Consider the following 22,400-nt stretch of genomic DNA (forward strand, 5'->3'; position numbering starts at 1 on the left):
GGTCTATACCGTAACCCCTTTGGGGCTTTATAAGTTTTTAAGTTTTACTAAACGCAAACTAGCTAAATTTATATCGTTAAGGCAAACTTCATTTAAAAGAGTGTGAGTTTATGTGTAGAAAAGATGAAAATTAATGTGTAATATACTTTTAAGATTGTTTAAAAAGGGTTGTTGGGTTAGAGCCTATAGATTTATTCTAGCTAAGTTTTTAAATTTTAACATTTTTAGGTATTGATAGAAATTTGCTATAAAATTTCATTTTTAAAGCATCATCACAACAAAAACACAATTTATCAATAAAACAGCTCTTTTTTAAGTGTAGCAAAGCTATCTCTCATCTGCCTTGCTTCGCTTAAAAGTTTATCATAAAACACGCTTTTAACTATGTCATCATACTCATCTAGCATGATATCACACATCATACGTATTCGTTCTTGTTGTATTTTTGTCACGCTTTGATTTGCCATATCATTTATCTGCTTTAAATACTCTTCACCTTGATTGATGTAGCGTTGCAACTTCAGTGCATCGCCACTTTTTCGAATCATGTTTGCCGCCATTTTATTGTATATATCTAGCTCATAAGCCATTATACTCATCTCATTTGCCTTAGCATAATTACCAAGTTCATAATACACTTTAGCACCAAATGATAATTGATACGATTTATTTATGGCAAAAAATACACCAGCCATCACTATAATAGATATAGCTATGATAACAGGTAGTGTTTTGTTTGCAAACATCTTAATCTCCGTTTAAAATTTCCATCAAATCATCATCGAGTTTATAGTTTTTACGAGAGTTTTTGTCCCACCATTTTTTTAAATTTAGCCTAAAATCACTCTCATGCTCTTTGATACTTTTACCACCATTTTTACTACTCTCTTGCCACATTTGAAGCTGGATTTTTCTCTTTGCTTCAGCTAAGCTTAGATCTTTTACATTAAAAGGTTTAGAGAGTGTAAATTTTATCGTGCTAAAAGGCTTTGGTATAATCATCTTATCCCAGCTTTTTAGCTCCCAAAAATTGTCAATTTCATAATTTAACACATATATATCTGAGTTTGTTTTTTGCGATATCACCACAGCACCATCAGCCACACTATGGCGTGGACCGCGAGGTCCATCTGGCGTGATGACGATATCCGTGCCTTGTTTTATCTGCCTTAATGCATCAATAAGCACTTTCGCACCGCCTTTTGAACTTGAGCCACGAAGTGTGCCTATACCAAATTTATCTATTATCTTTGTGATTATTTCGCCATCTTTATGATCGCTTATGATGACTTTGCCATGTTTTTGCACGTTATCCCAAATGCACTTATAAACAAAGCACATAAAACCAAGCTGACCGTGCCAAAAAAGCACGACCGAGCCTTTGTCTTTTGGAAGTTTTCCTATTAGATATCTCTTCTTACAAGTAAAAAAAATAAGCTTTATAAAAACGTATATAAAATAAACGCTAAAAAAAATATAAAATTTTTGCTTAAATTTTTTCCAGTAACTCACCATATAAAACCATTCTTTTTGGGTTATTTACCCTTACTTTTAACGTTTTTCCAAGCAATTCTTCACTACCTTGAACCTGAACTAAAAAGTTATTAAAACTTCGTCCAGCCACACCACCATTTGCACGTAACTCTTCAAAATATACATCAAAAATTTTACCATTTTGCTTAGCGACAATTTCATCTAAAATTTCGTTATGTCGGCTTTGTAGTCTAGTCAGGCGCTCACTTGCCACTTTTTCATCGACTTGATTTTTAAACTCAGCAGCTGGTGTTAGCGGTCTTGGTGAGTATTTAAAACTAAAAACTTGCTCAAAACGAACCTTTTCAAGCACATCCATCGTATCTTCAAACTCACTATCGCTCTCGCCAGGAAACGCCACAATAATATCTGTTGATATGCTAACATCAGGGCAAAGCTCTCGCAACTTTAACGCTCTATTTAAAAACCACTCTTTTGTATAACCGCGCTTCATCTCACGCAAAACCTTAGTATTTCCGCTTTGAAGTGGCATGTGCATTGATTTGCAAATTTTTGGATTGTTGGCAAAAACTTCTAAAAATTTATCATCCATGTGAAGTGGATGCGGACTGGTAAATCTAATACGCTCAACGCCTTCAATCTCACTAAGCCTATTTAAAAGGTCACTAAAATCAACCTTCTCATGAGAGCTTGAAAATCTTTTTCCGTAGTTATTTACATTCTGCCCTAGCAAAAATAGCTCTTTTGCACCGCGAGAAGTAGCCTTTTTGGCCTCGTTTAATAATAAATTTAGCGGTATTGATATCTCATCGCCTCTTGTATGCGGCACGATACAATAAGTGCATTTTTTATCACAACCAATTGAAATATTTATGTATGATTTAAAAGCAGAACCACGAAACTCACCAAATGCATAATCACTCTCGTCATAGTTAATATCAGTGCTTACAAATTTTGGCGTATTAACAGCAGTTGTGATTTTGCTAACATTTCTTGCACCAAGCACAAAATCAACATAAGGTGCTTTTTTAAAAATTTCATCTCCCAAATGTGAAGCCGTGCATCCACAAACACCTATTTTGGCACCCTTTTTTTTTGCTTTTTCAAATGCACCAACCTCACTAAAAAGCTTATGCACTGGCTTTTCGCGAACAGAGCAGGTATTTATAAGTATTAAATCTGCTTCGCCCATATTTTGGGTTAATTCATAATTTTCTTTATCTTTTAGCTCAGCGATGATATGCTCACTATCGCGCACGTTCATCGCACAGCCAAGAGTTTGAATAAATAATTTTTTACTCATTACAGGATATGTACCTCATACATATAATCCTTCTCATCAAGACCGTATTTTACAACTCTATGATATACGCTAAGTCCTTTTTCTTCAAAAAATTCAACAAGCTCTATTAATTGTTTATGACTGTTTTCTTTGTCGAAATAGAAAATTTTCTGACCCTCTTTTTCAACAGCCGATTCTATCTTATCAAGAGATATTGTTTTTGGTTTTGTGCCTAACTCAGCACGTGCAAGTTTTAGCTCCATTTTGACATCCTTTCGTTATTTTAAACCCATGAGTATATCAAAAATGGCATAAAACATACATTAAAGTTTTTATTAATATCAAAAATTGTATAATATAAAAACTTCACGACTAAATCCCAAGTTTTTATCGCTGTTTAAATTTTGCGGACTAAGTCGCAAGGTTGGTGAAATTTATGATTTTTATGGCACAAAATAGTCTGTTTAAAAGTTATAAAATTTAATCTAGCAAATAAAAAGGAAATATATAATGGAGAGAATTTCAGACATTATTGAATCAATAGCCAACGAAAAAGGTCTTGACATAAACGAGGTAAAAGAGCGTGTTAAAAGAGCACTAATCAATACCGCAAAACGCGTTTATGGTGAAAACTACGAATATGACGTTCAAATAGATAGTTCAAAAAATGTTAAACTATTTCAAAAAATTTCAATCGTTGCAAATGACGATGAGAGATTACAAGAAGATAATGAGCATTTTATAAGCATAAAAGAGGCAAAATCAATAGATAGCGGCGTGGATATTGGAGATGAGCTAACATATGAGTTAAGTCTTGATAATCTTGGTCGCACAGCAGCACAAACACTACACAAAGAGCTTGAGTTTCACATACAACGCTTAGTAGAAGAGCAGATTTTTAATAAATATAGCCAACTAGAAGGACAAATTGTATTTGGTACAGTTGTAAGAGTTGATGAAGCTGAAAACACATTTGTTGAAATAGATGAATTAAGAGCTGTTTTGTCGCGTAAAAATCGAATAAAGGGCGAAATTTTTAAAGTCGGTGATGTTGTAAAAGCTGTGATTAGAAAAGTTTATGCCGATAAAAAACTAGGCATAAAAGTAGAGCTAAGTCGCACATCACCACGCTTTTTAGATGCTTTATTAAAAGCTGAAGTACCTGAGATAAAAGATGGGTATATAATCATTCATGATAGTGCAAGAATACCAGGCGAAAGAGCAAAAGTAGCAATCATCTCAACCACGCCAAATATCGATCCAGTCGGAGCAACGGTTGGCACAAAAGGTGTTAGAATAAATGCGGTAAGCAAAGAATTAAACGGCGAAAACATCGATGTTATAGAGTATTCGGCTGAGCCTATGATATTTATCACTCGTGCGATGAGTCCGGCTATAATAAGCAGTGTTAAAATTGAAGATAAAAAAGCAATAGTAAATTTAATGAGCGAACAAAAGAGCAAAGCAATAGGAAAAAGCGGCATAAACATCCGTCTAGCAAGTATGCTAACTGGCTACGAGATAGAATTAAATGAGATAGATTCTAATAAAAAATCAAACAACAACGACATGGCTAAGGATCTAAAAGCACTATTTGGGGATTTATAAGTCAAAAGGAGTTTATAGTCTAAATTTGCACGACAGCAATGAAGTTGCCGTGCAAATTACAGTAAGCAATAGCCTTTAAACTTTCGTATCTTTTAAATTTACTCTTGCACCTAGATATCAGCGTGATATACTAGCCTTCAAACAGCTTTTCTAACAAGTTTTTCATCAACAAATAATTTATTTCATAATATCCAGTGGTTATTTATACTTGGATGCATGATATCTTTGTCTAACGATTACTTAAACTAGCACAATCCACTCTTATTAGCGTCTTTTATGCTAATTTTAGACATGCGTTTTGGCTTAATTTTATTTGATTTAGAATTTTGCGACTGTATCATTTTATTTACAATAAGCTTATTGTTATACTTGTAGCCACACCAGCTACAAGTATCGTTTTTAAAGCATATTCTTTTTAAGCCATGTTTTTTTATTTGACTTTTGTAAATTTATAATAATCAGCAAGCACTCCTTGCACTTCATTACCTTCGCTATCAAGCATGATTAGTTTATCATTTGCATATTTATATTTTTGTATCTCTTTGTATAAATTTGTAGTGGTTATGATATTGCCATCTATACTATATGTGCCAGTTTGCATATCTTTCTCATCCCTGCCTTGATATGTTGCGTTATATATAAACTCTTTAACTCCGAGTTTAAGCACTACATCGATGCCGCCACAATCAGCACAAGGCAACGTTGCCTTATACTCTCCCATGACACTATTTACATCACATGACACTACATCAACACTACAACTTCCTGCGGCAATTTTAGTGCTGTCATTTGTTGCACAACCTACAAAAAACATACAAGCACAAACGCTTAATGCTAAAAATTTTGCCTTCATTTTTAAATCCTTTCATAAAAAATTTTGCCTAATTTTACTAAAATAGTGTAAAATTTTCGTTTAAAAGGAATCTTAAGATGGAAAATACTGAGTTTTTAATCCCTTTATTGTTTGTAGTAGTCATTGTCACTGTAATTTTTGTAAAAAGTGCCATTAAAATAGTATCGCAAGCTGATATTTTAATAGTTGAAAGGCTTGGCAAATTTCACAAAATTCTCGATGCTGGTTTTCATGTCATTATACCATTTATCGATCAAGTTCGCACAAGTATCACCATAAGAGAGCAGCTTGTAGATATCACAAAACAGCAAGTTATCACAAAAGACAACGTAAATATTTCAGTTGATGGTATCGTATTTTTAAAAGTAACTGACGGGAAAATGGCACTTTATAATGTAGATAATTACAAACGTGCAATAGCAAATTTAGCCATGACGACACTGCGTGGCGAGATAGGTGCTATGCTTCTTGATGACACACTAAGCTCACGCGATCGCCTAAATGCCGCACTTCAAGTTGCACTTGGAGATGCTGCTGATAACTGGGGTGTAAAAATAATGCGTGTTGAGATTAGCGAAATTTCAGTACCAATGGGTATAGAAGAAGCCATGAATATGCAGATGAAAGCTGAGCGTGAAAAACGTGCAATCGAGCTAAAAGCTGAAGCTGATAAGGCCGCTCTTATACGCAATGCTGAAGCATTAAAACAAGAGCAGGTATTACAAGCTGAAGCGATAGAGCGTATGGCTGATGCGAAAAAATATGAGCAAATAGCAATCGCTCAAGGTCAAAAAGACGCCATGGATATGATAAATCAAAGCATGAGCCAAAACGCAAATGCGGCTGAGTTTTTACTAGCAAGGGAGAGAGTGGCGGCATTTAGCGAACTAGCCAAAAATAGCTCAAATGACAAAATTTTAGTGCCATATGAAACAAGCCAATTAATCGGCTCATTAAGTGTTTTAAAAGATTTTATGACCAGCAAAGGAGCTAAGCAATGATACCAGCATATGCACTTTTAGCATTTGGTTTTTTGCTAATTTTGGCTGAACTTATGAGCGCATCGCTTTATTTGCTATTTTGCGGACTTGGATTTTTGGTAGCTGGTGGTGCTAGTTTTTTTGTTGATATGAGCTGGTATATACAGCTTTGTCTTGCTGTTTTTATCACGCTTACACTTACATTTGCACTTAAAAATCCACTTAAAAAGACAATTAATAAAAATGAGATTAAAGATGATTTTTTAAACGAAAGTGGAGTTGGCGAAGTAAAAGAAAATATGGTCTATTACAAAGGCACACTTTGGCATTTTGATAACAGCTTAAATTTAAAAAATGGCGACAAGGTTGAAATTTTAAAAACTCAAGGAAACAAAGTCATTTTAAAGGGGTAAAACCCCTTGTTTTATTTATGTTCGCACGGACATGAAGCATTAGCATCGTGATGGTGGTGCATACCGTGATGATGTCCGTGATGATGCATACTAGCGTTCATATCATGATGCATATAATGGTGTGAGCTATGACTACAGGCTTTTGTGCCATGATGCATACTGCTAGTAGCACAACCAACTACAAACAAAGCCACTGCTAAAACTAAAAATTTTTTCATCCTTGCTCCTTTTAAAAAATTACTAGATTTTATAAATTTTTGGTTGAAATTTTACTAAAAATGGCTAAATTTTTAAAATTTAAAGCTAAATTTTGCTAATATCTTAAAATTTTAAAATAAGGATTAAATTGAGTAGATTAAGCGTAAATGAAGCAATAGATCTCATTGAAAATGCTGATTTAACAGAGCTTGGCAAGATGGCTTATGCCAAAAAACTACAACTACATCCAGAAAAAATCACAACTTTTATAGTCGATAGAAACATAAATTATACAAATGTATGCTGGGTTGATTGTAAATTTTGTGCATTTTATCGCCATGCCAAAGAAGAAGATGCGTATGTTTTAAGCTTTGATGAGATAGGCAAAAAAATAGAAGAACTAATCGAGATAGGTGGCACACAGATACTTTTTCAAGGCGGAGTTCATCCTAAGCTAAAAATTGAGTGGTATGAGGATTTAGTAGAGTTTATATCAAAAAAATATCCAAGCATTACAATTCATGGATTTTCAGCTATTGAGATAGATTATATCGCCAAAATTTCTAAAATTTCAAGCCTAGAGGTGCTAAAAAGATTAAAACAAAAGGGATTATACTCTATACCTGGAGCCGGAGCGGAGGTGTTAAGTGATAGAGTGCGTGATATAGTCGCACCAAAAAAATGCGATACACAAACTTGGCTAAAAATACACGAACAAGCTCACTCTCTTGATATTAAATCAACAGCAACGATGATGTTTGGCACGGTTGAAAGCAACAAAGAGATAGTTAAGCATTGGGAGCATATACGAAACCTTCAGGATAAAACAGGTGGATTTAGAGCGTTTATACTGTGGAGCTTTCAAGGGGCAAACACTAAACTCATGCAAGAGTATCCAAACATACAAAAACAAAGCTCAAATCGCTACCTAAGACTACTTGCTGTATCAAGACTATTTTTAGATAATTTTAAAAATATCCAAAGCTCATGGGTTACACAAGGAAGCTATGTAGGACAACTCGCACTAAAATTTGGAGCAAATGACTTAGGCTCGACAATGATGGAAGAAAACGTTGTAAAAGCGGCTGGAGCGGCATTTAGAATGAATCAAGAGCAGATGATTGAGCTTATACGAGATGTTGGAGAATTTCCAGCCAAACGAAATACAAACTATGATATTTTGGAGAAATTTTAATGAAAATAAAAAAAATAGATGTAAAAAATACAGAAATTCCAGTAGTTTTTGAAAGCTCAAAATCACTAAGTGTAGCTTATTTAAAGCTAGTTTTTAAAAACTCAGGCGTCATACGCGAAAATAAAAAAGGACTAGCAAAACTAAGTGCGATGCTGCTAGATGAAGGAGATATGAGCCTTGGTTCGCATACATTTGCAAAAGAGCTAGAAAAACGAGCAATCAGCCTACACGCCAATGCCGGATTTGAGACGTTTAATTTTGAAATAAACTGCTTAAAAGAGCATTTTGATTTTGGTTTAAGCATGCTTAAAAAACTACTAAAATCACCAAATTTAACAAGCGAAACTCTAGCAAAATGCAAAAGCCTAACTCTTGGCGAGATAGCAAACAACCAAAACGATAATGACTATCTAGCACAAGTTGGATTAAACGAGATATTATACGCTAACACAAACCTAGGATACGCAAGCATCGGTGATAAAAAAAGCATAGATGATATATCGCTTGATGATGTTAGAGATTTTATAAAATTTTTAGATTTAAGTAACCTATTTATCGTATATGGTGGCGATGTCAATGAGAGCGAACTACAAAATATAAAAGATGTATTAAATGAGCTAGAAGTCGGCAAAAAAGCAAAGCAAATAACCCTAAAAACAAGCAATAATTGTGAATTAAAAGAGATAATTAAAAAAAGCGAACAAGCATATGTCTATTTTGGAGCACCATATCATGTAAGCGAAGATGAACGATACATGGCAAGTGTGGCGATGTATATACTTGGCGAAGGTGGCTTTGGTGCTAGACTTATGGAAGAAGTTAGAGTAAAACGTGGCTTGGCATACTCAGCATATGCTAGGGGGCTTTATAACCTAAGTCACTCTCACGTATATGGCTACTTGCAAACCAAAAATGAAAGCAAAGATGAAGCTATATCGGTCGTAAAGGCTGAGTTTGATAAATTTTACAAACATGGCATAAGTAAAAAAGAGCTTGATTTGGCTAAGAAATTTTTACAAGGCTCACTCGCACTCAGACTTGAAACACTTTTTCGCCGCTTAAATATCGCCGAAAGCGAGTTTTACAGAGGCAAAGAGCTTGGTAGCTTTTTACATGAACTTAATAAAATCAAGGCATTAAAACTGGATAAATTAAATGAGTTTATCTATAAGCATAATGAAATTTCACAACTGAGTTTTTGTGTTTTAAGAGATGAGATTTGAAAATCAAGATAGGGCTGAACTCGCAAAAATAGGAGTACATAGCCTACTAGATTTAGCCCTGCTTTTGCCTAAAAGCTTTGAAAACACAACCATCACTAACGATGCACGTCAAGGGCAAGTGTGCTTAAATGTAAAAATCAACACTTGCCGTCGTGCAAATGGAGGACTTTTGATCATAACTGCCCACGCTATACAGTGGGATTGTGAGATAAAAATCGCTATATTTAACGCAAAGCCTTGGCATTACGGAGCTTTTAAACATGATAAAGAGCTGATTATTATAGGAATTTGCTCTTATTCTTACGGTGCTTGGCAGATAACAAATCCAAAAATCATAACAAAAACAGGTCAAATCTCACCACGATACAAAACCGATATCAAAGATGAAAAAGTAATAAGCTTAATCAAAAAATACCTAAGCCTAGAAGCACTTTTAAATGAAGGATTAAGCAAAAGTGAAGCCCTATTTTTGATGAAATTTCACGAAAATAACGAAAATAGCATAATAATGCACGAAAAATTAAAAAGTGAAAACTTAGGCATAGATGTGCTAAAATTTGTTGAAATTTTTAACTACATAAAAAAGCTAAGTGCCAAAAAAACACAATATCCAAATCAAAAAATTACCCCACATAATATATCAGATTGGCTAAAAACTCTACCATTTACACCGACAAACGATCAATTAAACGCGATAAATGATATAAGAGCTGATTTAACAAGTGATTTTGCAAAACGCCGTGTTGTCATGGGTGATGTTGGTAGCGGCAAGACGCTAGTTATCCTAGCAGCAGCACTTAGCGTGTATCCCAAAAAAGCCGTTTTAATGGCACCAACTAGCATTTTAGCAGAGCAAATTTTTAACGAAGCATTAAGGTTGTTGCCACAAAATTTTAATACCATTTTGATTAAAAGCGGAGACAAAGATATCGATTATAAAGACGTAAATTTAATTATCGGAACGCATGTTTTATTGTATCAGGATTTACCTAGTGCAGCTATTGTTATGGTTGATGAACAGCACCGCTTTGGCTCAGCACAACGAGCAAAAATAGATGAGCTAGTAAGGCAGGGGCAAACTCGAGCAACATACGTGCAGTTTTCAGCCACTCCGATACCAAGAACGCTAAGTTTAATCCAATCAAATTTTGTAAATTTTAGCTTTTTAAAGCAAATTCCATTTAAAAAAACAATCCACTCACAAATCATAAAAAACAGCGATTTTGCAATGCTTTTAGCTCATATAAAGCGTGAAATTTCGCAACAAAAACAAATCATCATCGTCTATCCACTCGTGCAAAGTAGCGAGACATCAAACTATCAAAGTTTAAATGATGCACAAAATTTCTGGCTAGAGCGTTTTAACAACGTATATATCACACACGGCAAGGATAAAAACAAGGAGCAAGTACTGCGTGAGTTTAAACAAAATGGCGATATTTTGCTATCAACTACGGTTGTAGAAGTTGGCATATCCCTGCCTAGATTAAGCACGATATTAATAGTGGGTGCTGAGAGGTTGGGACTAGCAACACTTCATCAATTACGCGGACGTGTAGGGCGAAACGGTGGGGTTGGGTATTGTTTTTTATACACAAAATCACAAAATATACCGCCACGACTTAAAGATTTTTGCCAAACACTAGATGGATTTGAGATAGCAGAGCTTGATTTAAAAAATCGCCAAAGTGGCGATATACTAGATGGTAGCATACAGCATGGAGCTACGTTTGATTACTATAATTATGAAGAAAACATCGCAAAAGAAGCTTCATTTAGGCTAAATAAAATTAACTAAAGGAATAAATTTATATAATTTGCACAATTGACTTTTTTAAATTATAACTTTGCCTTGCCAATTATTTTAATTTTAACAAATTCTGCTTAATGTGCTTGTATTTATAGTTTAGGCTAAAATTACACTTTTAACCTAACTTTAAAATTGTAACAAACCTATCTTTTATCCTTTTAAATTTGCCCAATCAATGATTTGCATAAGCTCTTTGTTTGCAAAAATTTTAATTAAAAGACTTATTATTGCTTCATCTGATACAACACAAGGGCTTGGATAAGGGATAAGCTTTATTTTACTAAATCAATAGGCTTTTTATCTTTATCTAATTTATCTAAAAAGGGCAAATTTAAAAGAATGCCAAAGATTAGCAAATAAAATTTGTGTAAAGTTTTACTAAAAATTAGTTACTTAATTCTTTGGATTTGCACTCTTTAGCAACGAGATAAAATTGATTTTGGTTTTCTACTTCGCTTCGCTCGTAGCTTTCCAAGAACTACTTCGCTTCGCTCGTAGCTTTCCAAGAACTACCAAAAAAACAATTATTTATACTTTTAGCACCTATTACAAGTCTTTGTTTAAATTTAAATTAATATTATCTGTAAATTTTACAACTAAGCAACAATATTAAATTAATGGCACTTTGTAACAAACTCAAATCCACGTGCTTTTAACTCGGCTATATCGCGGCTCATGCTCTCGCCCTTTGTAGTTAGATAATCGCCAAGCACTATAGCCGACACACCGTGATTAAATATCTCATATTGACGCTGTTTAAACAAGCTCTCACGCCCAGCAGCTATCATTATGCGAGTATTTGGCAATGCCTTTACGCTATCTTTTATGATGCCAAACGCCTCATCGACACTCAAACTATCAGGCGTTATTTTTAAACCATCGACATTGATGAAAAAATTAATCGGACTTGAAAAAGGATTTAGCTTAGCTAGACTTTTTCTCATACTAATCCTATCTTCTTTACTCTCACCAAGCCCGTATATACCGCCACAACAAAGCTCTAAACCAATCTCTTTTGCATTTAAATTTGTCTGATATCTCTCATCCCAACTATGTGTAGTGCAAATTTTATGATAAAACTCGCGACTTGTTTCAAGATTGTGATTGTAGCTAAACACACCAGCCTTTTTAAGCTCAGCAAGTTGCTCTTTACTAGCAAGTCCGTTACAGGCGATAAGCATCAAATCAGGACACTCAGCACTCACGGCATGTGCGATACGTGCGACATCCTCGGTTTTTTTATCATCTAAACCAACACCACTAGTAACCAAGCAAAATCCAAGTGCATGATTTGCACTAGCCATTTTTGCCTCTGCTACGACCTCATCTGGTGATTTGATTTTATAGCGTTTTATCTTGACATCAGAGTTTTTATTTTGAGTGCAATATGCACAATCTTCATCACATATACCACAACTTAGTGAGCTAATAGCACACAACATTACCTGCTTCATAAACTATCCTCTAAATACTAAATTAATCATTTCATACAAAAGCGTTATTTTATTAAATTTTCATTAATCTAAGCTAACTCAGATAGTAAATTTTGTATGTTTATGTATTGTAGTTCAGCTTTTAAAGCATTTTGTGCGTTTAAAAAATGCGGTCTTAGCAACGCATCAATACGCCCACCAAGCGGACACATATGAGGCGATGAGTGGATTTTAAACAGCTCTTTTTTACTCTCGCTTACCGCCATATATACATCATAAAGGCTTATATTTTCAGGGCTTTTTGCAAGACTCATACCGCCAATCCCTGCCCTTACTTCAACCAGTCCAGCACTCTTTAAACAAGATGTTATTTTTCGAATTATTACAGGATTTGTCCCTACCGTTTCAGCCAAAAACTCACTTGTATTTTTTTCATCTTTAAAATACTCAATACTAAGCAATATATGCACAGCGATTGGAAATTTTACACCTATTTGCATTTTAACTCCATTTTAAAATGCTAAATTTATCTTGTAAAACTTAAAATTTAACTTACTTGCCAACAACGCTAAATCGTTTTTGTATAAAATTTTCATTTTCTATCTCATCAATCATCGCCACCGCATAATCCGCGTATCCTATAACACTCTCGCCTTTATCATTTAGCGTAAATATCTCATTTGCAAGTATATACTCACCCGTTCGTGCTAAATCTGGCTCAAACTCAGCAGCTGGTGATAAAAAAGTCCATCTCACATCATCTCTTTTTCGCAAAGCATCTAGTGCTTGACTCATCGCATTTGCTGTTGGTTTATACTCATTTGGAAAATCAGGCGTATCTAGTAGCTTCACGCTCATACTATCATCTACGTATAAACTTCCAGCACCACCCACTACCATCAATCTTGTTTGTGTGCCACTTAATAAATCGGCTAGATGTATTAGGGCTTTTGTATGTAAATGTCTATCGTCATCTTGCCAAAAACCAAGTGCTGATATAACCACATCAACTCCGCTAAGATCATCTTTAGTAAGCTCAAGCACAGATTTATAAAGCACGTTTTTGCCAATATAATCACGGTTACGAACTATCGCTTTTACACTATATCCGCGTTCTTTTGCCTCACTTAATATTTTTGAACCAGCACATCCATTAGCACCTAAAATAGCTATATTTTTACTCATCTTGTATCCTTGATTAAATTTTAGTTGTAACTAATTTAATTACAATGCGTATCTTATCTAATTTTTTGTTGTAATGTCAATAGTTACAACAAAAAATTTTAAAATTTTACTGCTTAGTTAAATTAAAATTTATTATCATTTATATATAATTGTATTTACATTATTTCTTAAAGGAGAACGTATGAAATTTAACAAAACGTTAGCTGGAGTTTGTGTAGCCAGTATGCTTAGTGGAGCCTTTGCACATGATTTTTGGGTAAATGGTGAAAATGGTGAAAATTTCAAAGCACATATTGGCTATGGACATGATTTTCCAGCACCTGAGATGATACCAGAAAACAGAGTAAAACTATTTAATCCACTTCATATCATCTCAAAAGATGGCAAAAAAACAGAACTTAAACAAAAAGGCGAAAATTACCAATTTGAAACTGCAAAACTAGCAGCAGGAAGCTACGTGCTTGAAGGAACTTATAAGCCGACTTTTTGGTCAAAAGATAGTGATGGCAAATGGCATATGGACGGCACTAGACAAAACACTAAAAATGTAGAATATTGCCAACTAGCTGTAATGAATGCAAAAAGCGTAATTTCAATAGACAATGCAAAGGCTGATGATTTTATCTACGAGCCAATCGGTCACCAAATAGAGCTAGTTCCACTTGATGATCCGTTTGATTTAAAAGTAGATAAGCCATTTAAACTAAAAGCTTATATGAACGGCAAACCTGTAAAAACAGGCAAGGTCACTGGAACATTTGAAGGATTTTTACAAGACAAACATGCGTTTTTAGGAACAACTGACTTAAAAGGTGAGATTGAAGTAATGGCTTTAAGACCTGGAAAATGGATGTTTGAAGTAACAGTTGAAAAGCCACATGATGACAAAAAAGTGTGCGAAGATGCAATTTATTTAGGAACTCTAACATTAGTTGTTAAATAATGCTTTTTTAAGGCGATTAGTGCTAAATTAGAGTTAAAATTTTAAGGATTTGCATGAAATCTGTATTTTTAACTCTATTAGCACTGCTTCTGGCTGGATGTGCAAGCTCTGGTGTGCAAATAAAAACAAGCGTAGCAAACCCAATATTTATACAAACACAACAAGACGCTACGATTTATGTCGATTTTAAAAATACTGCAACAAACGAAAATGTAACAAATGATATATTGTTAGAATTTACAAAGCAAGGTTACAAGATAGCAACTGATGCCAAACATGCCGATTATATCGTGCTTGGAGATATTATTAGTTTTGCTAGAGACGTAAGAAAAAAACGCGATGTAGCTTTTATAAACATGGGCTTTGGAAGAGGATATTATCCAAGGTATTTTTCGCAAATTGGTTTTGGTTATATGCTTGATGCTGATGATTTTTACACAAATAGTTACGCTTACACGCTAACTGCTACATTATCAATATCGCAACGCCAAAAAGACGAACAAAAAACAAGTATTACCATAACACAACAAGGCAACACATACTCTACAAGCACTATATGGCCGCTGTTTAAAGAGCGTCTTGTTAAGCAGATTGTTTCGTTTTTTTATAGGGTTAAATAATGCTTGATAATTGTGTTATTTTAGCTGGTGGCAAAAGCTCACGAATGGGAAAAGACAAAACACTAATGTCATTTCATAATGAGCCAAGCCTAACTCACTACATTCACAAAAAACTAAGCAAAATCTTTCAAAATGTGTATATTAGCTCAAAATTTAATAAATTTAATCCACCACTTAATGTTATAAACGACGAAATTTCAGACATATTTTCGCCAATGATTGCACTTGCTTCGATTTTGCCAAAATTTAACGCCCCTGTATTTATCACAACGGCTGATATGCCATTTATTAAAATTTCTAGCATTTTAGAACTGGCAAAATACAAAGATGAATATGATGTAGTTATTGCTAGTGATGATGAGTTTAGGCATACTCTTTGCGGATTTTACTCGCCAACTCTGGCAAATAAAGCAAAATTTTTAGCACAAAACAATCAGCACAAAATAGGCACACTCATACAAAATGCAAATATAAAAATAGTAAATTTTGACGATAAAAAGCAATTTTTTAATATCAATACCCCACACGAATATGAAAGTGCACTGGATGAAAATTTTTAAGCTCTTAGTTGTTTTAATTGCTATATTAAATGCTAAAACAGCAAACGAGTATTATCAAAAAGCATTAGAATATGAAAAAAATGGTGATTCTATAAATGCTATGAAATTTTACCGCCTAGCCTATGAAAATAAAATAGAAAAAATAGAGCAAAAACCTCAGCAAATCACAGCAAGTAGTGAGCTAAATTTTTATGGCATAAAGCCTTACAAAACAAACTATCTAATGCCTGTATCTTACACTAAAAATGTCGCAAATAACCGTAAAAATTTTGAAACACAATTTCAAATTAGTGCTTTAAAGCCGCTATTTTATAACTATTTTGGTTTTAACGAAAGTCTAAATATCGCATATACTCAAACATCATGGTGGCAAACCTCGGCTAATTCAATGCCATTTAGAGAAAGCAACTACCAACCTGAAATTTTTGCTCAAATTGATATAAAAAATAGTATATTTAACTATGTAAAAGTTGGCTATTTGCATGAATCAAACGGCAAAGATGGCATGGATTCTCGTAGCTGGGATAGAGCATATATACAGACCAAATTAGGCCCAAACTCGCTTAAGATAACACCTCGTTTATGGAAAACCATCGGAAACAAAAACGAAAATAAAGACATCACAAAATACGCAGGACATGGCGATATATCAATAGAATATAAACACAATAATCATATTTTTACAACAATGTTAAAAAGCAATTTTCATCTTAGCAAATCAAACAAAACATCGCTACAATTTACGTGGCATTTTCCACTATTTAACGAAATTTATGGATATTTACACTATTATAATGGTTATGGTGAAAATTTACTAGATTATGATAAACATACAAATAAAATAGGCATAGGATTGTCTATTTTAAAATAATAAAGGCAGAAAATGAAAATTATATCGATTTTATTTTTTATAACAAATTTAATCTTTGCAAAAGCATTAATTGTAGATGAATCGCATTCAAACATAGGCTTTACGGCAAAACATCTAGGCATTACAAATATATTTGGGAATTTTAATAACTACACTACCGAAATAAAAATGAAAAACAAAATCCCAACCGTAATCACGGCCAAAATAGATCCTAATTCTGTTTTTACCAAAAACGAATCACGCGACAGAACGTTAAGAAGCGATGTGTTTTTTGACACTAAAAATTTTAAAAGTATTGATTTTAAAATGACAAAATTTCAAGAAGATACAGTTTATGCAATTCTTACAATAAAAGGAGTTAGTCTGCCAATAAAACTAAGCTATAAATACAATGGTGAAAAAATAGACAAATCAGGCACCAATAAAATTGGTTTTTCTCTTTATGGAACAATTAATAGATTAGATTTTAATATAGGAGAAAAATATCCCACCGAATTAGTAAATGATGAGATAAAAATCACAATTGATTTGCAATTGATTAGTCAAAAATAACCTTTTTTAATCGATTTGAAGAGATGTTTTTACGACCATACTTTGCTTGTGGTTTGCCATTTAATTCAACCAAATCACCAGTAAAACCAACAGTATCATTTCTCGTGATAAAACTACCAACACCATAAACATCAACTGGCACTTTTAAACTTTCAAAAATTTGGATTTTTTCAGGAGTAAATCCAGAGCTTACTACAATTTTAACATGGTTAAAATTCTCTCTATCAAGGGCATCTCTTAATGCAAATATAAGCTCTTTGCAAACCCCATGTGCATCAAATCCACTAATGTCTTTGCCTATGAAATACTTATCTATAAGATTTGCCGACGTATCCACTCTAACGGCACTTAGTTTATCTCCAAACACCCTAGCAACACGCAATGCATCAGTTACAACGTCATTATTATAATCAACCAAAGCCGTCATTGGCTCATCTGGATATGTATCATGATATATCTCACACGCCCTTATCACATCTCCACCACACATCTGTATAAGTGCGTGTGGCATTGTGCCTTGACCTTTAGCTCCCCACCACGCCCCAAGAGCGTCAGTTGCAACTAGCCTAATACCAGCGACATAACACGCATATCCATCGCCCATTTGAGTGACTATATCATCTTGGCGATCTGCCATGCAAAATATAGTTTTGCCCTGACATGCTTTTTTAGCACGAAAAGCATTTGTGGCAACCGAACTACGCCTTGCCAAAACAGCATCGATTACATTTTCTAAATAGCCAAAATTCTCATACTTGCCACTTACTTTTAGCACTGGCTCATACGCACTAATCATATCTCCGTCATCCAAAGCAAAAATTTCAAGCTCATGCGTATCTACGCCATACTCCTTAATCATTGCCAATGCTTCATCTATCCCACACAGCATTATGTTATCTTTACGCTCAAACCACTGCATTGTTACTGTCTGATTTGGTTGATGTTTTGTGATGATATTTCTTACTTTTTTAAAATACTCAGCCGTGTAAAATCCATGCCCTATTCGCTCATCAAATTTAAATGTCTTATTGCTTAAGCGAGAAATTTTACCACACTCTTTTAACTTAACTTCATCTATCATTTTGCTTCCTAAATTTTTGTGTAAATTTATCAAAATTTTATAAATATAAGCTAAGATTTAAGGTAAAATACTAAATTAAAACAAAAGTTGAAATTTTAGACACTATCTTAGTTTTACTAGTTTGTATTGTTGGATTTTGTAATTGTGCTATGCGTATTTTAATAGCCAAAAAATAAAAATTAAAATTAAATTTCAATCAAGGATAAAAAATGAACGAAATCTCAAATAGCGACATTATATCGCAAACTCAAAGCTCGTATGATGAATATGGCTATATCTCAGGTGCATTTAATTTTACGTCACCTTTGAGACTTGAGGCTATTGGTAGATTCTTATCGCTAAGCCCAATACGTGCAAGTGATGCTAAAATTTTAGAAATAGGCTCATCTTATGGTGGAAATATCATACCTTTTGCTTTACACAACCCAAATGCAACTATTGTAGGAATTGATCTAAGTCAAGTCCAAGTCGATGCTGGTAATGAAATAATTAACAAAATTGGACTAAAAAATATCAAACTAATACAAAAAGACATCACTCAATCAGATGAAATTTTATCCAGTTATGGGGGGGGGGTTTGACTATATTATATGTCATGGCGTGTATAGCTGGGTGCCAAAAAATGTGCAAGATGCAATCTTAAACACAATCAAAAATCACATGTCACCAAACGGCATAGCATTTGTTAGCTACAACACATATCCTGGTTGGAAGTATATTGAAGTTATTAAAGACTTCATGTTTTTTGCCTCACGCAAATTTCAAGATCCAGCACAAAAACTAAAAGCATCTTTAGATGCACTACAAACATACAAAGCTACACTACAAAATTTAGACACCCTAGAAGGCAAGATGTGTCTAAAATGGATAGATCACGTATTGTATTACACAAAAACAAAACATGGCAGTAGTTACATCATACATGAATATTTAGAGGCTATCAATGAGCCATTTTATTTTACAAATTTTGCTCAAAATTTACAAAAATATAACCTTGAATACCTAAGCGACAGCGATCTAAATGATATATTACAAGCTCAAACAGGAAATGAACAAGCTGATGAGTATGCTAAGCAAAATAATTTAGATAGGATAGAGCAAGAGCAATTTATAGATTTTTGCACCCAAAGAACTTTTCGCCAAAGCCTAATAGTGCATCAAGATGTATATAATAATGCAAAAAGAGACATTGGCGTCAATGAAGTAAGTAAGCTTTATTTGATTGATTATTTTAAAAAGGACAAAGCAACTTATTTAAATTTAGAAAATCGCCAAATGAGCGATACTTACGCATGGCTATATGAGATGTTTAATGAAAATTTTCCAAAAAGCATGAGTTTGGCTGAGATTTTAAACTCTATACCATCTCAAAACAAACTAGCAGCATATCTTGGCTTTATACATATATTATCAAATCACTCAACATTCATGCCAAAGCCTTATGAGTGCATACGATATGAAGTTGGCAAAACAAGACTAAAACCAGCAGTCAAAGAGTATCTAAAATACTTTTTACATAACGAAAATCCACTTATTATCCCAGCTAATGAGTATAACTATACTTGGCACGCAACTAAGCTAGAATTTTACACAGCATTAAAATTTGATGGCAAAAATAGTATGCTAGATATAAAAAACTCTGTTGAAAAATATATCAAAACAAACAAAATTCAGCCAAAAACACAAGATGACAAAGAGATAAAAGGTGCTAAGGCATTAAATGAGTATTTGATTAATTATGTATTTGACATAGAAAATAAATTGGCACAAATGTATTTTTTTGAAAAAATTTATATCTAATTTAAAATAAACTATTTTTTTGTGCTACAATTACAAAAAATATAATTAATGTAAGGAAAGTAAAATGAGTGATTTAATAATAGTAGAATCACCAGCAAAAGCAAAGACAATCAAAAATTTCTTAGGTAATGACTACAACGTCATAGCTAGTAAAGGGCATATTAGAGATCTTCCAAAAACTAGCTTTGGCATCAAAATAGAAGGCGAGAAATTTACACCAGAATATCGTGTAAGCACAGATCACTCAAAAATAGTAAAAGAGATAAAAGAACTAGCAAAAACAGCAAATAACATCTATCTAGCAACGGACGAGGATAGAGAGGGCGAGGCTATAGCATTTCACATAGCTAGTGCTATAGGAAAAGACGCCACAAAGCTACCACGTATAGTCTTTCACGAAATAACCAAAACCGCTATAAACAATGCACTACAAAATCCACGTATCATAGACATGAATAGCGTAAATGCACAACAAGCAAGACGCCTACTTGATCGTATAGTTGGCTACAAGCTAAGTCCTTTGCTAAATTTAAAAATCCAAAAAGGACTATCAGCTGGGCGTGTGCAAAGTGCGGCATTAAAAATCATAGTAGATCGCGAGCGAGAGATACAAGCATTTGTGCCGATTAAATATTTTAGCATAGATACAGTGTTTAAAAAGGATTTAGAAGCTGAGCTTGTAAAATTTCAAAATCAAAAAATAGAAAAACTAACCATACAAAATCCAGATCGAGCAAAACTAATCGTTGATACACTATCAAATGATAATTACACAGTGCGTGAAATAGAAAGCAAAGAGAGAAAAACATCGCCGCAACCGCCATTTATGACATCAACACTTCAGCAAAGTGCCTCAAATCGCCTTGGATTTAGCCCACGAAAAACAATGATGATAGCACAATCACTATACGAAGGCGTGCAAACTCACGAAGGCTTTATGGGTGCGATCACATACATGAGAACGGATAGTTTAAATTTAGCCAAAGAAGCAGTTGAAGATGCTAGAAATCTTATAAAATCAGAATATGGCGAAAAATACCTACCAAACAAAGCAGTCTCATATGTGACAAAATCAAAAGGAGCACAAGAAGCTCACGAAGCAATACGACCTACAAATTTAGCCTTTACTCCGATAATTGCTGCTAAATTTTTAGAAAAAGATGCTTTAAAGCTCTACACATTAATATATAATCGATTCATAGCCTGTCAAATGAGTCCTAGTATTAGTCAAACACAAAATGTATTTGTATGTGGTGAAAATGGTGAATTTAAAATAAGTGGGAAAAAGGTGCTTTTTGATGGGTTTTACAAGGTCTATGGAGACCTGGATAAGGATTTAATTTTACCTGATTTAAAAATTGGCGATAAAATGCAACTGCAAAACATAAAACAAACAGAGCATTTTACAGAACCTCCATCAAGATACTCAGAAGCAGGATTAGTAAAAAAATTAGAAAGTTTAGGCATAGGCAGACCATCCACTTACGCACCAACTATCTCGCTACTAACATCACGTGAATATGTCAAAACTGAAAAAAAACAGCTTATTCCAAATGAAATAGCATTTAAAATGATAAGTGTTTTAGAAGAGCATTTTAATGATATTGTTGATAGTGAATTTACTTCAAACATGGAGGCAAAATTAGATTTAATAGCTGATAATAAAGCCGATTGGCAACATGTTTTGTATGAGTTTTACTATCCATTTATGGATAAAATTTCAAGTGGCAAAACTGGAATAAAAAGCCTAAAAGTTGCAACTCCAATAGGTGAAAAATGTCCAGAATGTGGGGGCGATTTACTAGAAAGAAGTGGTAAATTTGGCAAATTTATAGCATGTGGTAATTTTCCAAAATGCAAATATTCACGCAATATTAAAGACGAGCAGACACAAGCAGACACAAACAAACCAACAAGCACAAAGCGTGAATTAAAAAAACTAGAAGTTCCTTGTCCTAAATGTGGAGGCGAGATAGTTGAGCGATTTTCAAGACGTGGTAAATTTTATGGTTGTGCAAACTATCCAAAGTGCGATTATATATCAAATTATGAACCAGTGCTTGAAAAGTGCAGTGAGTGCGGAGGCGACATGATACGAAAAGAGCTAAAAAAAGGCAATTTTCACGAATGCGTTAAGTGCAAAACAAAAGTAAGCGTAGAATAAAACAACTCATTTTATGGCAATTATGTCACATAGGCACAAATAAGATGTGTTAGTTTTGGCAATAACAAGCAAAACACAAAACCAAAAACAACAGCGATTACAAGGAAGGATATGGGCTTACTTAACTAGCCTATG

General features: G+C 33.9%; 24 protein-coding genes. 14 read left to right on the forward strand and 10 right to left on the reverse strand.

Annotation, left to right across the window (positions count from 1 at the left end):
- Positions 1-293: 293 nt before the first annotated feature.
- The 4 genes from LQU93_RS01845 to LQU93_RS01860 form a co-directional block, all read right to left on the reverse strand.
- The gene (locus tag LQU93_RS01845) at positions 294-746 is read right to left on the reverse strand and encodes a hypothetical protein (RefSeq protein ID WP_229932189.1); all 453 of its coding nucleotides are present in this window, start codon (positions 744-746) and stop codon (positions 294-296) included.
- Between the two features lies 1 nt (position 747).
- On the reverse strand, positions 748-1,371 hold the full coding sequence (locus tag LQU93_RS01850) for a lysophospholipid acyltransferase family protein (RefSeq protein WP_229932190.1): 624 nt from the start codon (positions 1,369-1,371) through the stop codon (positions 748-750).
- A gap of 118 nt (positions 1,372-1,489) precedes the next feature.
- On the reverse strand, positions 1,490-2,797 hold the full coding sequence (gene miaB, locus LQU93_RS01855; RefSeq protein ID WP_229932191.1) for a tRNA (N6-isopentenyl adenosine(37)-C2)-methylthiotransferase MiaB: 1,308 nt from the start codon (positions 2,795-2,797) through the stop codon (positions 1,490-1,492).
- A complete protein-coding gene (locus LQU93_RS01860; protein ID WP_229932192.1) occupies positions 2,797-3,039 on the reverse strand; it encodes an HP0268 family nuclease in 243 nt (80 codons plus the stop codon). The genes miaB and LQU93_RS01860 overlap by 1 nt, the downstream gene beginning before the upstream one ends.
- A 247-nt stretch (positions 3,040-3,286) precedes the next feature.
- Here LQU93_RS01860 and nusA point away from each other — a divergent pair, with 247 nt between their 5' ends.
- Entirely contained in the window at positions 3,287-4,384 is a 1,098-nt protein-coding gene (gene nusA / locus LQU93_RS01865) for a transcription termination factor NusA (RefSeq protein ID WP_229932193.1), read from the forward strand.
- 430 nt (positions 4,385-4,814) lie between these two features.
- Here nusA and LQU93_RS01870 read toward each other — a convergent pair whose 3' ends face one another.
- Complete coding sequence (locus LQU93_RS01870) at positions 4,815-5,237, reverse strand: copper resistance protein NlpE (RefSeq protein ID WP_229932194.1); 423 nt, start codon at positions 5,235-5,237, stop codon at positions 4,815-4,817.
- Between the two features lie 77 nt (positions 5,238-5,314).
- Here LQU93_RS01870 and LQU93_RS01875 point away from each other — a divergent pair, with 77 nt between their 5' ends.
- Positions 5,315-6,238, forward strand: coding sequence for an SPFH domain-containing protein (locus LQU93_RS01875; protein ID WP_229932195.1), 924 nt, complete (start codon positions 5,315-5,317; stop codon positions 6,236-6,238).
- Complete coding sequence (locus LQU93_RS01880; protein ID WP_229932196.1) at positions 6,235-6,630, forward strand: NfeD family protein; 396 nt, start codon at positions 6,235-6,237, stop codon at positions 6,628-6,630. The genes LQU93_RS01875 and LQU93_RS01880 overlap by 4 nt, the downstream gene beginning before the upstream one ends.
- Positions 6,631-6,641: 11 nt before the next feature.
- Here the strand turns inward: LQU93_RS01880 and LQU93_RS01885 are convergent, their stop codons facing one another.
- Positions 6,642-6,848: a hypothetical protein gene (locus tag LQU93_RS01885; RefSeq protein WP_229932197.1), complete on the reverse strand. Its 207-nt coding sequence runs from the start codon at positions 6,846-6,848 to the stop codon at positions 6,642-6,644.
- Positions 6,849-6,976: 128 nt separating this feature from the next.
- On the opposite strand from LQU93_RS01885, the gene LQU93_RS01890 reads away from it, so the two are divergent.
- The 3 genes from LQU93_RS01890 to recG are packed head-to-tail and all read left to right on the forward strand — an operon-like array spanning position 6,977 to position 11,044.
- A complete protein-coding gene (locus LQU93_RS01890) occupies positions 6,977-8,023 on the forward strand; it encodes a dehypoxanthine futalosine cyclase (protein WP_229932198.1) in 1,047 nt (348 codons plus the stop codon).
- Positions 8,023-9,246 (forward strand): M16 family metallopeptidase, encoded by a 1,224-nt coding sequence (locus LQU93_RS01895; protein ID WP_229932199.1) that lies wholly within the window; start codon positions 8,023-8,025, stop codon positions 9,244-9,246. Before LQU93_RS01890 ends, LQU93_RS01895 begins: the two co-directional genes overlap by 1 nt.
- On the forward strand, positions 9,236-11,044 hold the full coding sequence (recG, locus tag LQU93_RS01900) for an ATP-dependent DNA helicase RecG (protein ID WP_229932200.1): 1,809 nt from the start codon (positions 9,236-9,238) through the stop codon (positions 11,042-11,044). The genes LQU93_RS01895 and recG overlap by 11 nt, the downstream gene beginning before the upstream one ends.
- Before the next feature lie 626 nt (positions 11,045-11,670).
- On the opposite strand, the gene LQU93_RS01905 is transcribed toward recG, so the two are convergent.
- From LQU93_RS01905 to LQU93_RS01915, 3 genes are all read right to left on the reverse strand, one after another.
- Positions 11,671-12,510: a biotin synthase gene (locus LQU93_RS01905; protein WP_229932201.1), complete on the reverse strand. Its 840-nt coding sequence runs from the start codon at positions 12,508-12,510 to the stop codon at positions 11,671-11,673.
- A 68-nt stretch (positions 12,511-12,578) separates the two neighbouring features.
- On the reverse strand, positions 12,579-12,989 hold the full coding sequence (locus tag LQU93_RS01910; RefSeq protein ID WP_229932202.1) for an Rrf2 family transcriptional regulator: 411 nt from the start codon (positions 12,987-12,989) through the stop codon (positions 12,579-12,581).
- A gap of 52 nt (positions 12,990-13,041) precedes the next feature.
- Positions 13,042-13,674 carry an NAD(P)-dependent oxidoreductase gene (locus LQU93_RS01915; protein WP_229932203.1) on the reverse strand — a complete coding sequence of 211 codons (633 nt, stop codon included), beginning with the start codon at positions 13,672-13,674 and terminating at the stop codon, positions 13,042-13,044.
- A gap of 181 nt (positions 13,675-13,855) precedes the next feature.
- Between LQU93_RS01915 and LQU93_RS01920 the strand changes: the two genes are divergently transcribed.
- The 5 genes from LQU93_RS01920 to LQU93_RS01940 are packed head-to-tail and all read left to right on the forward strand — an operon-like array spanning position 13,856 to position 17,220.
- Positions 13,856-14,617: a DUF4198 domain-containing protein gene (locus LQU93_RS01920; RefSeq protein ID WP_229932204.1), complete on the forward strand. Its 762-nt coding sequence runs from the start codon at positions 13,856-13,858 to the stop codon at positions 14,615-14,617.
- Positions 14,618-14,670: 53 nt separating this feature from the next.
- Entirely contained in the window at positions 14,671-15,237 is a 567-nt protein-coding gene (gene traT, locus LQU93_RS01925; RefSeq protein ID WP_229932205.1) for a complement resistance protein TraT, read from the forward strand.
- Entirely contained in the window at positions 15,237-15,797 is a 561-nt protein-coding gene (locus LQU93_RS01930) for an NTP transferase domain-containing protein (RefSeq protein WP_229932206.1), read from the forward strand. The genes traT and LQU93_RS01930 overlap by 1 nt, the downstream gene beginning before the upstream one ends.
- The gene (locus tag LQU93_RS01935) at positions 15,784-16,668 is read left to right on the forward strand and encodes a phospholipase A (protein WP_229932207.1); all 885 of its coding nucleotides are present in this window, start codon (positions 15,784-15,786) and stop codon (positions 16,666-16,668) included. The genes LQU93_RS01930 and LQU93_RS01935 overlap by 14 nt, the downstream gene beginning before the upstream one ends.
- A gap of 12 nt (positions 16,669-16,680) precedes the next feature.
- Positions 16,681-17,220: a YceI family protein gene (locus tag LQU93_RS01940; RefSeq protein WP_229932208.1), complete on the forward strand. Its 540-nt coding sequence runs from the start codon at positions 16,681-16,683 to the stop codon at positions 17,218-17,220.
- On the opposite strand, the gene LQU93_RS01945 is transcribed toward LQU93_RS01940, so the two are convergent.
- Entirely contained in the window at positions 17,207-18,301 is a 1,095-nt protein-coding gene (locus tag LQU93_RS01945; protein WP_229932209.1) for a nicotinate phosphoribosyltransferase, read from the reverse strand. The two genes, LQU93_RS01940 and LQU93_RS01945, sit on opposite strands and share 14 nt — an antisense overlap.
- 209 nt (positions 18,302-18,510) lie before the next feature.
- On the opposite strand from LQU93_RS01945, the gene LQU93_RS01950 reads away from it, so the two are divergent.
- The 3 genes from LQU93_RS01950 (at position 18,511) to topA (ending at position 22,265) form a co-directional block, all read left to right on the forward strand.
- Positions 18,511-18,882, forward strand: coding sequence for a class I SAM-dependent methyltransferase (locus tag LQU93_RS01950; RefSeq protein WP_229932210.1), 372 nt, complete (start codon positions 18,511-18,513; stop codon positions 18,880-18,882).
- A complete protein-coding gene (locus tag LQU93_RS01955) occupies positions 18,848-20,101 on the forward strand; it encodes a methyltransferase regulatory domain-containing protein (protein WP_229932211.1) in 1,254 nt (417 codons plus the stop codon). The genes LQU93_RS01950 and LQU93_RS01955 overlap by 35 nt, the downstream gene beginning before the upstream one ends.
- A 64-nt stretch (positions 20,102-20,165) precedes the next feature.
- Positions 20,166-22,265 carry a type I DNA topoisomerase gene (gene topA / locus LQU93_RS01960; RefSeq protein ID WP_229932212.1) on the forward strand — a complete coding sequence of 700 codons (2,100 nt, stop codon included), beginning with the start codon at positions 20,166-20,168 and terminating at the stop codon, positions 22,263-22,265.
- Positions 22,266-22,400 lie beyond the last annotated feature (135 nt).

Origin of the sequence: Campylobacter majalis (genome assembly GCF_905120465.1) — a bacterium.
GTDB classification, from domain to species: domain Bacteria; phylum Campylobacterota; class Campylobacteria; order Campylobacterales; family Campylobacteraceae; genus Campylobacter_A; species Campylobacter_A majalis.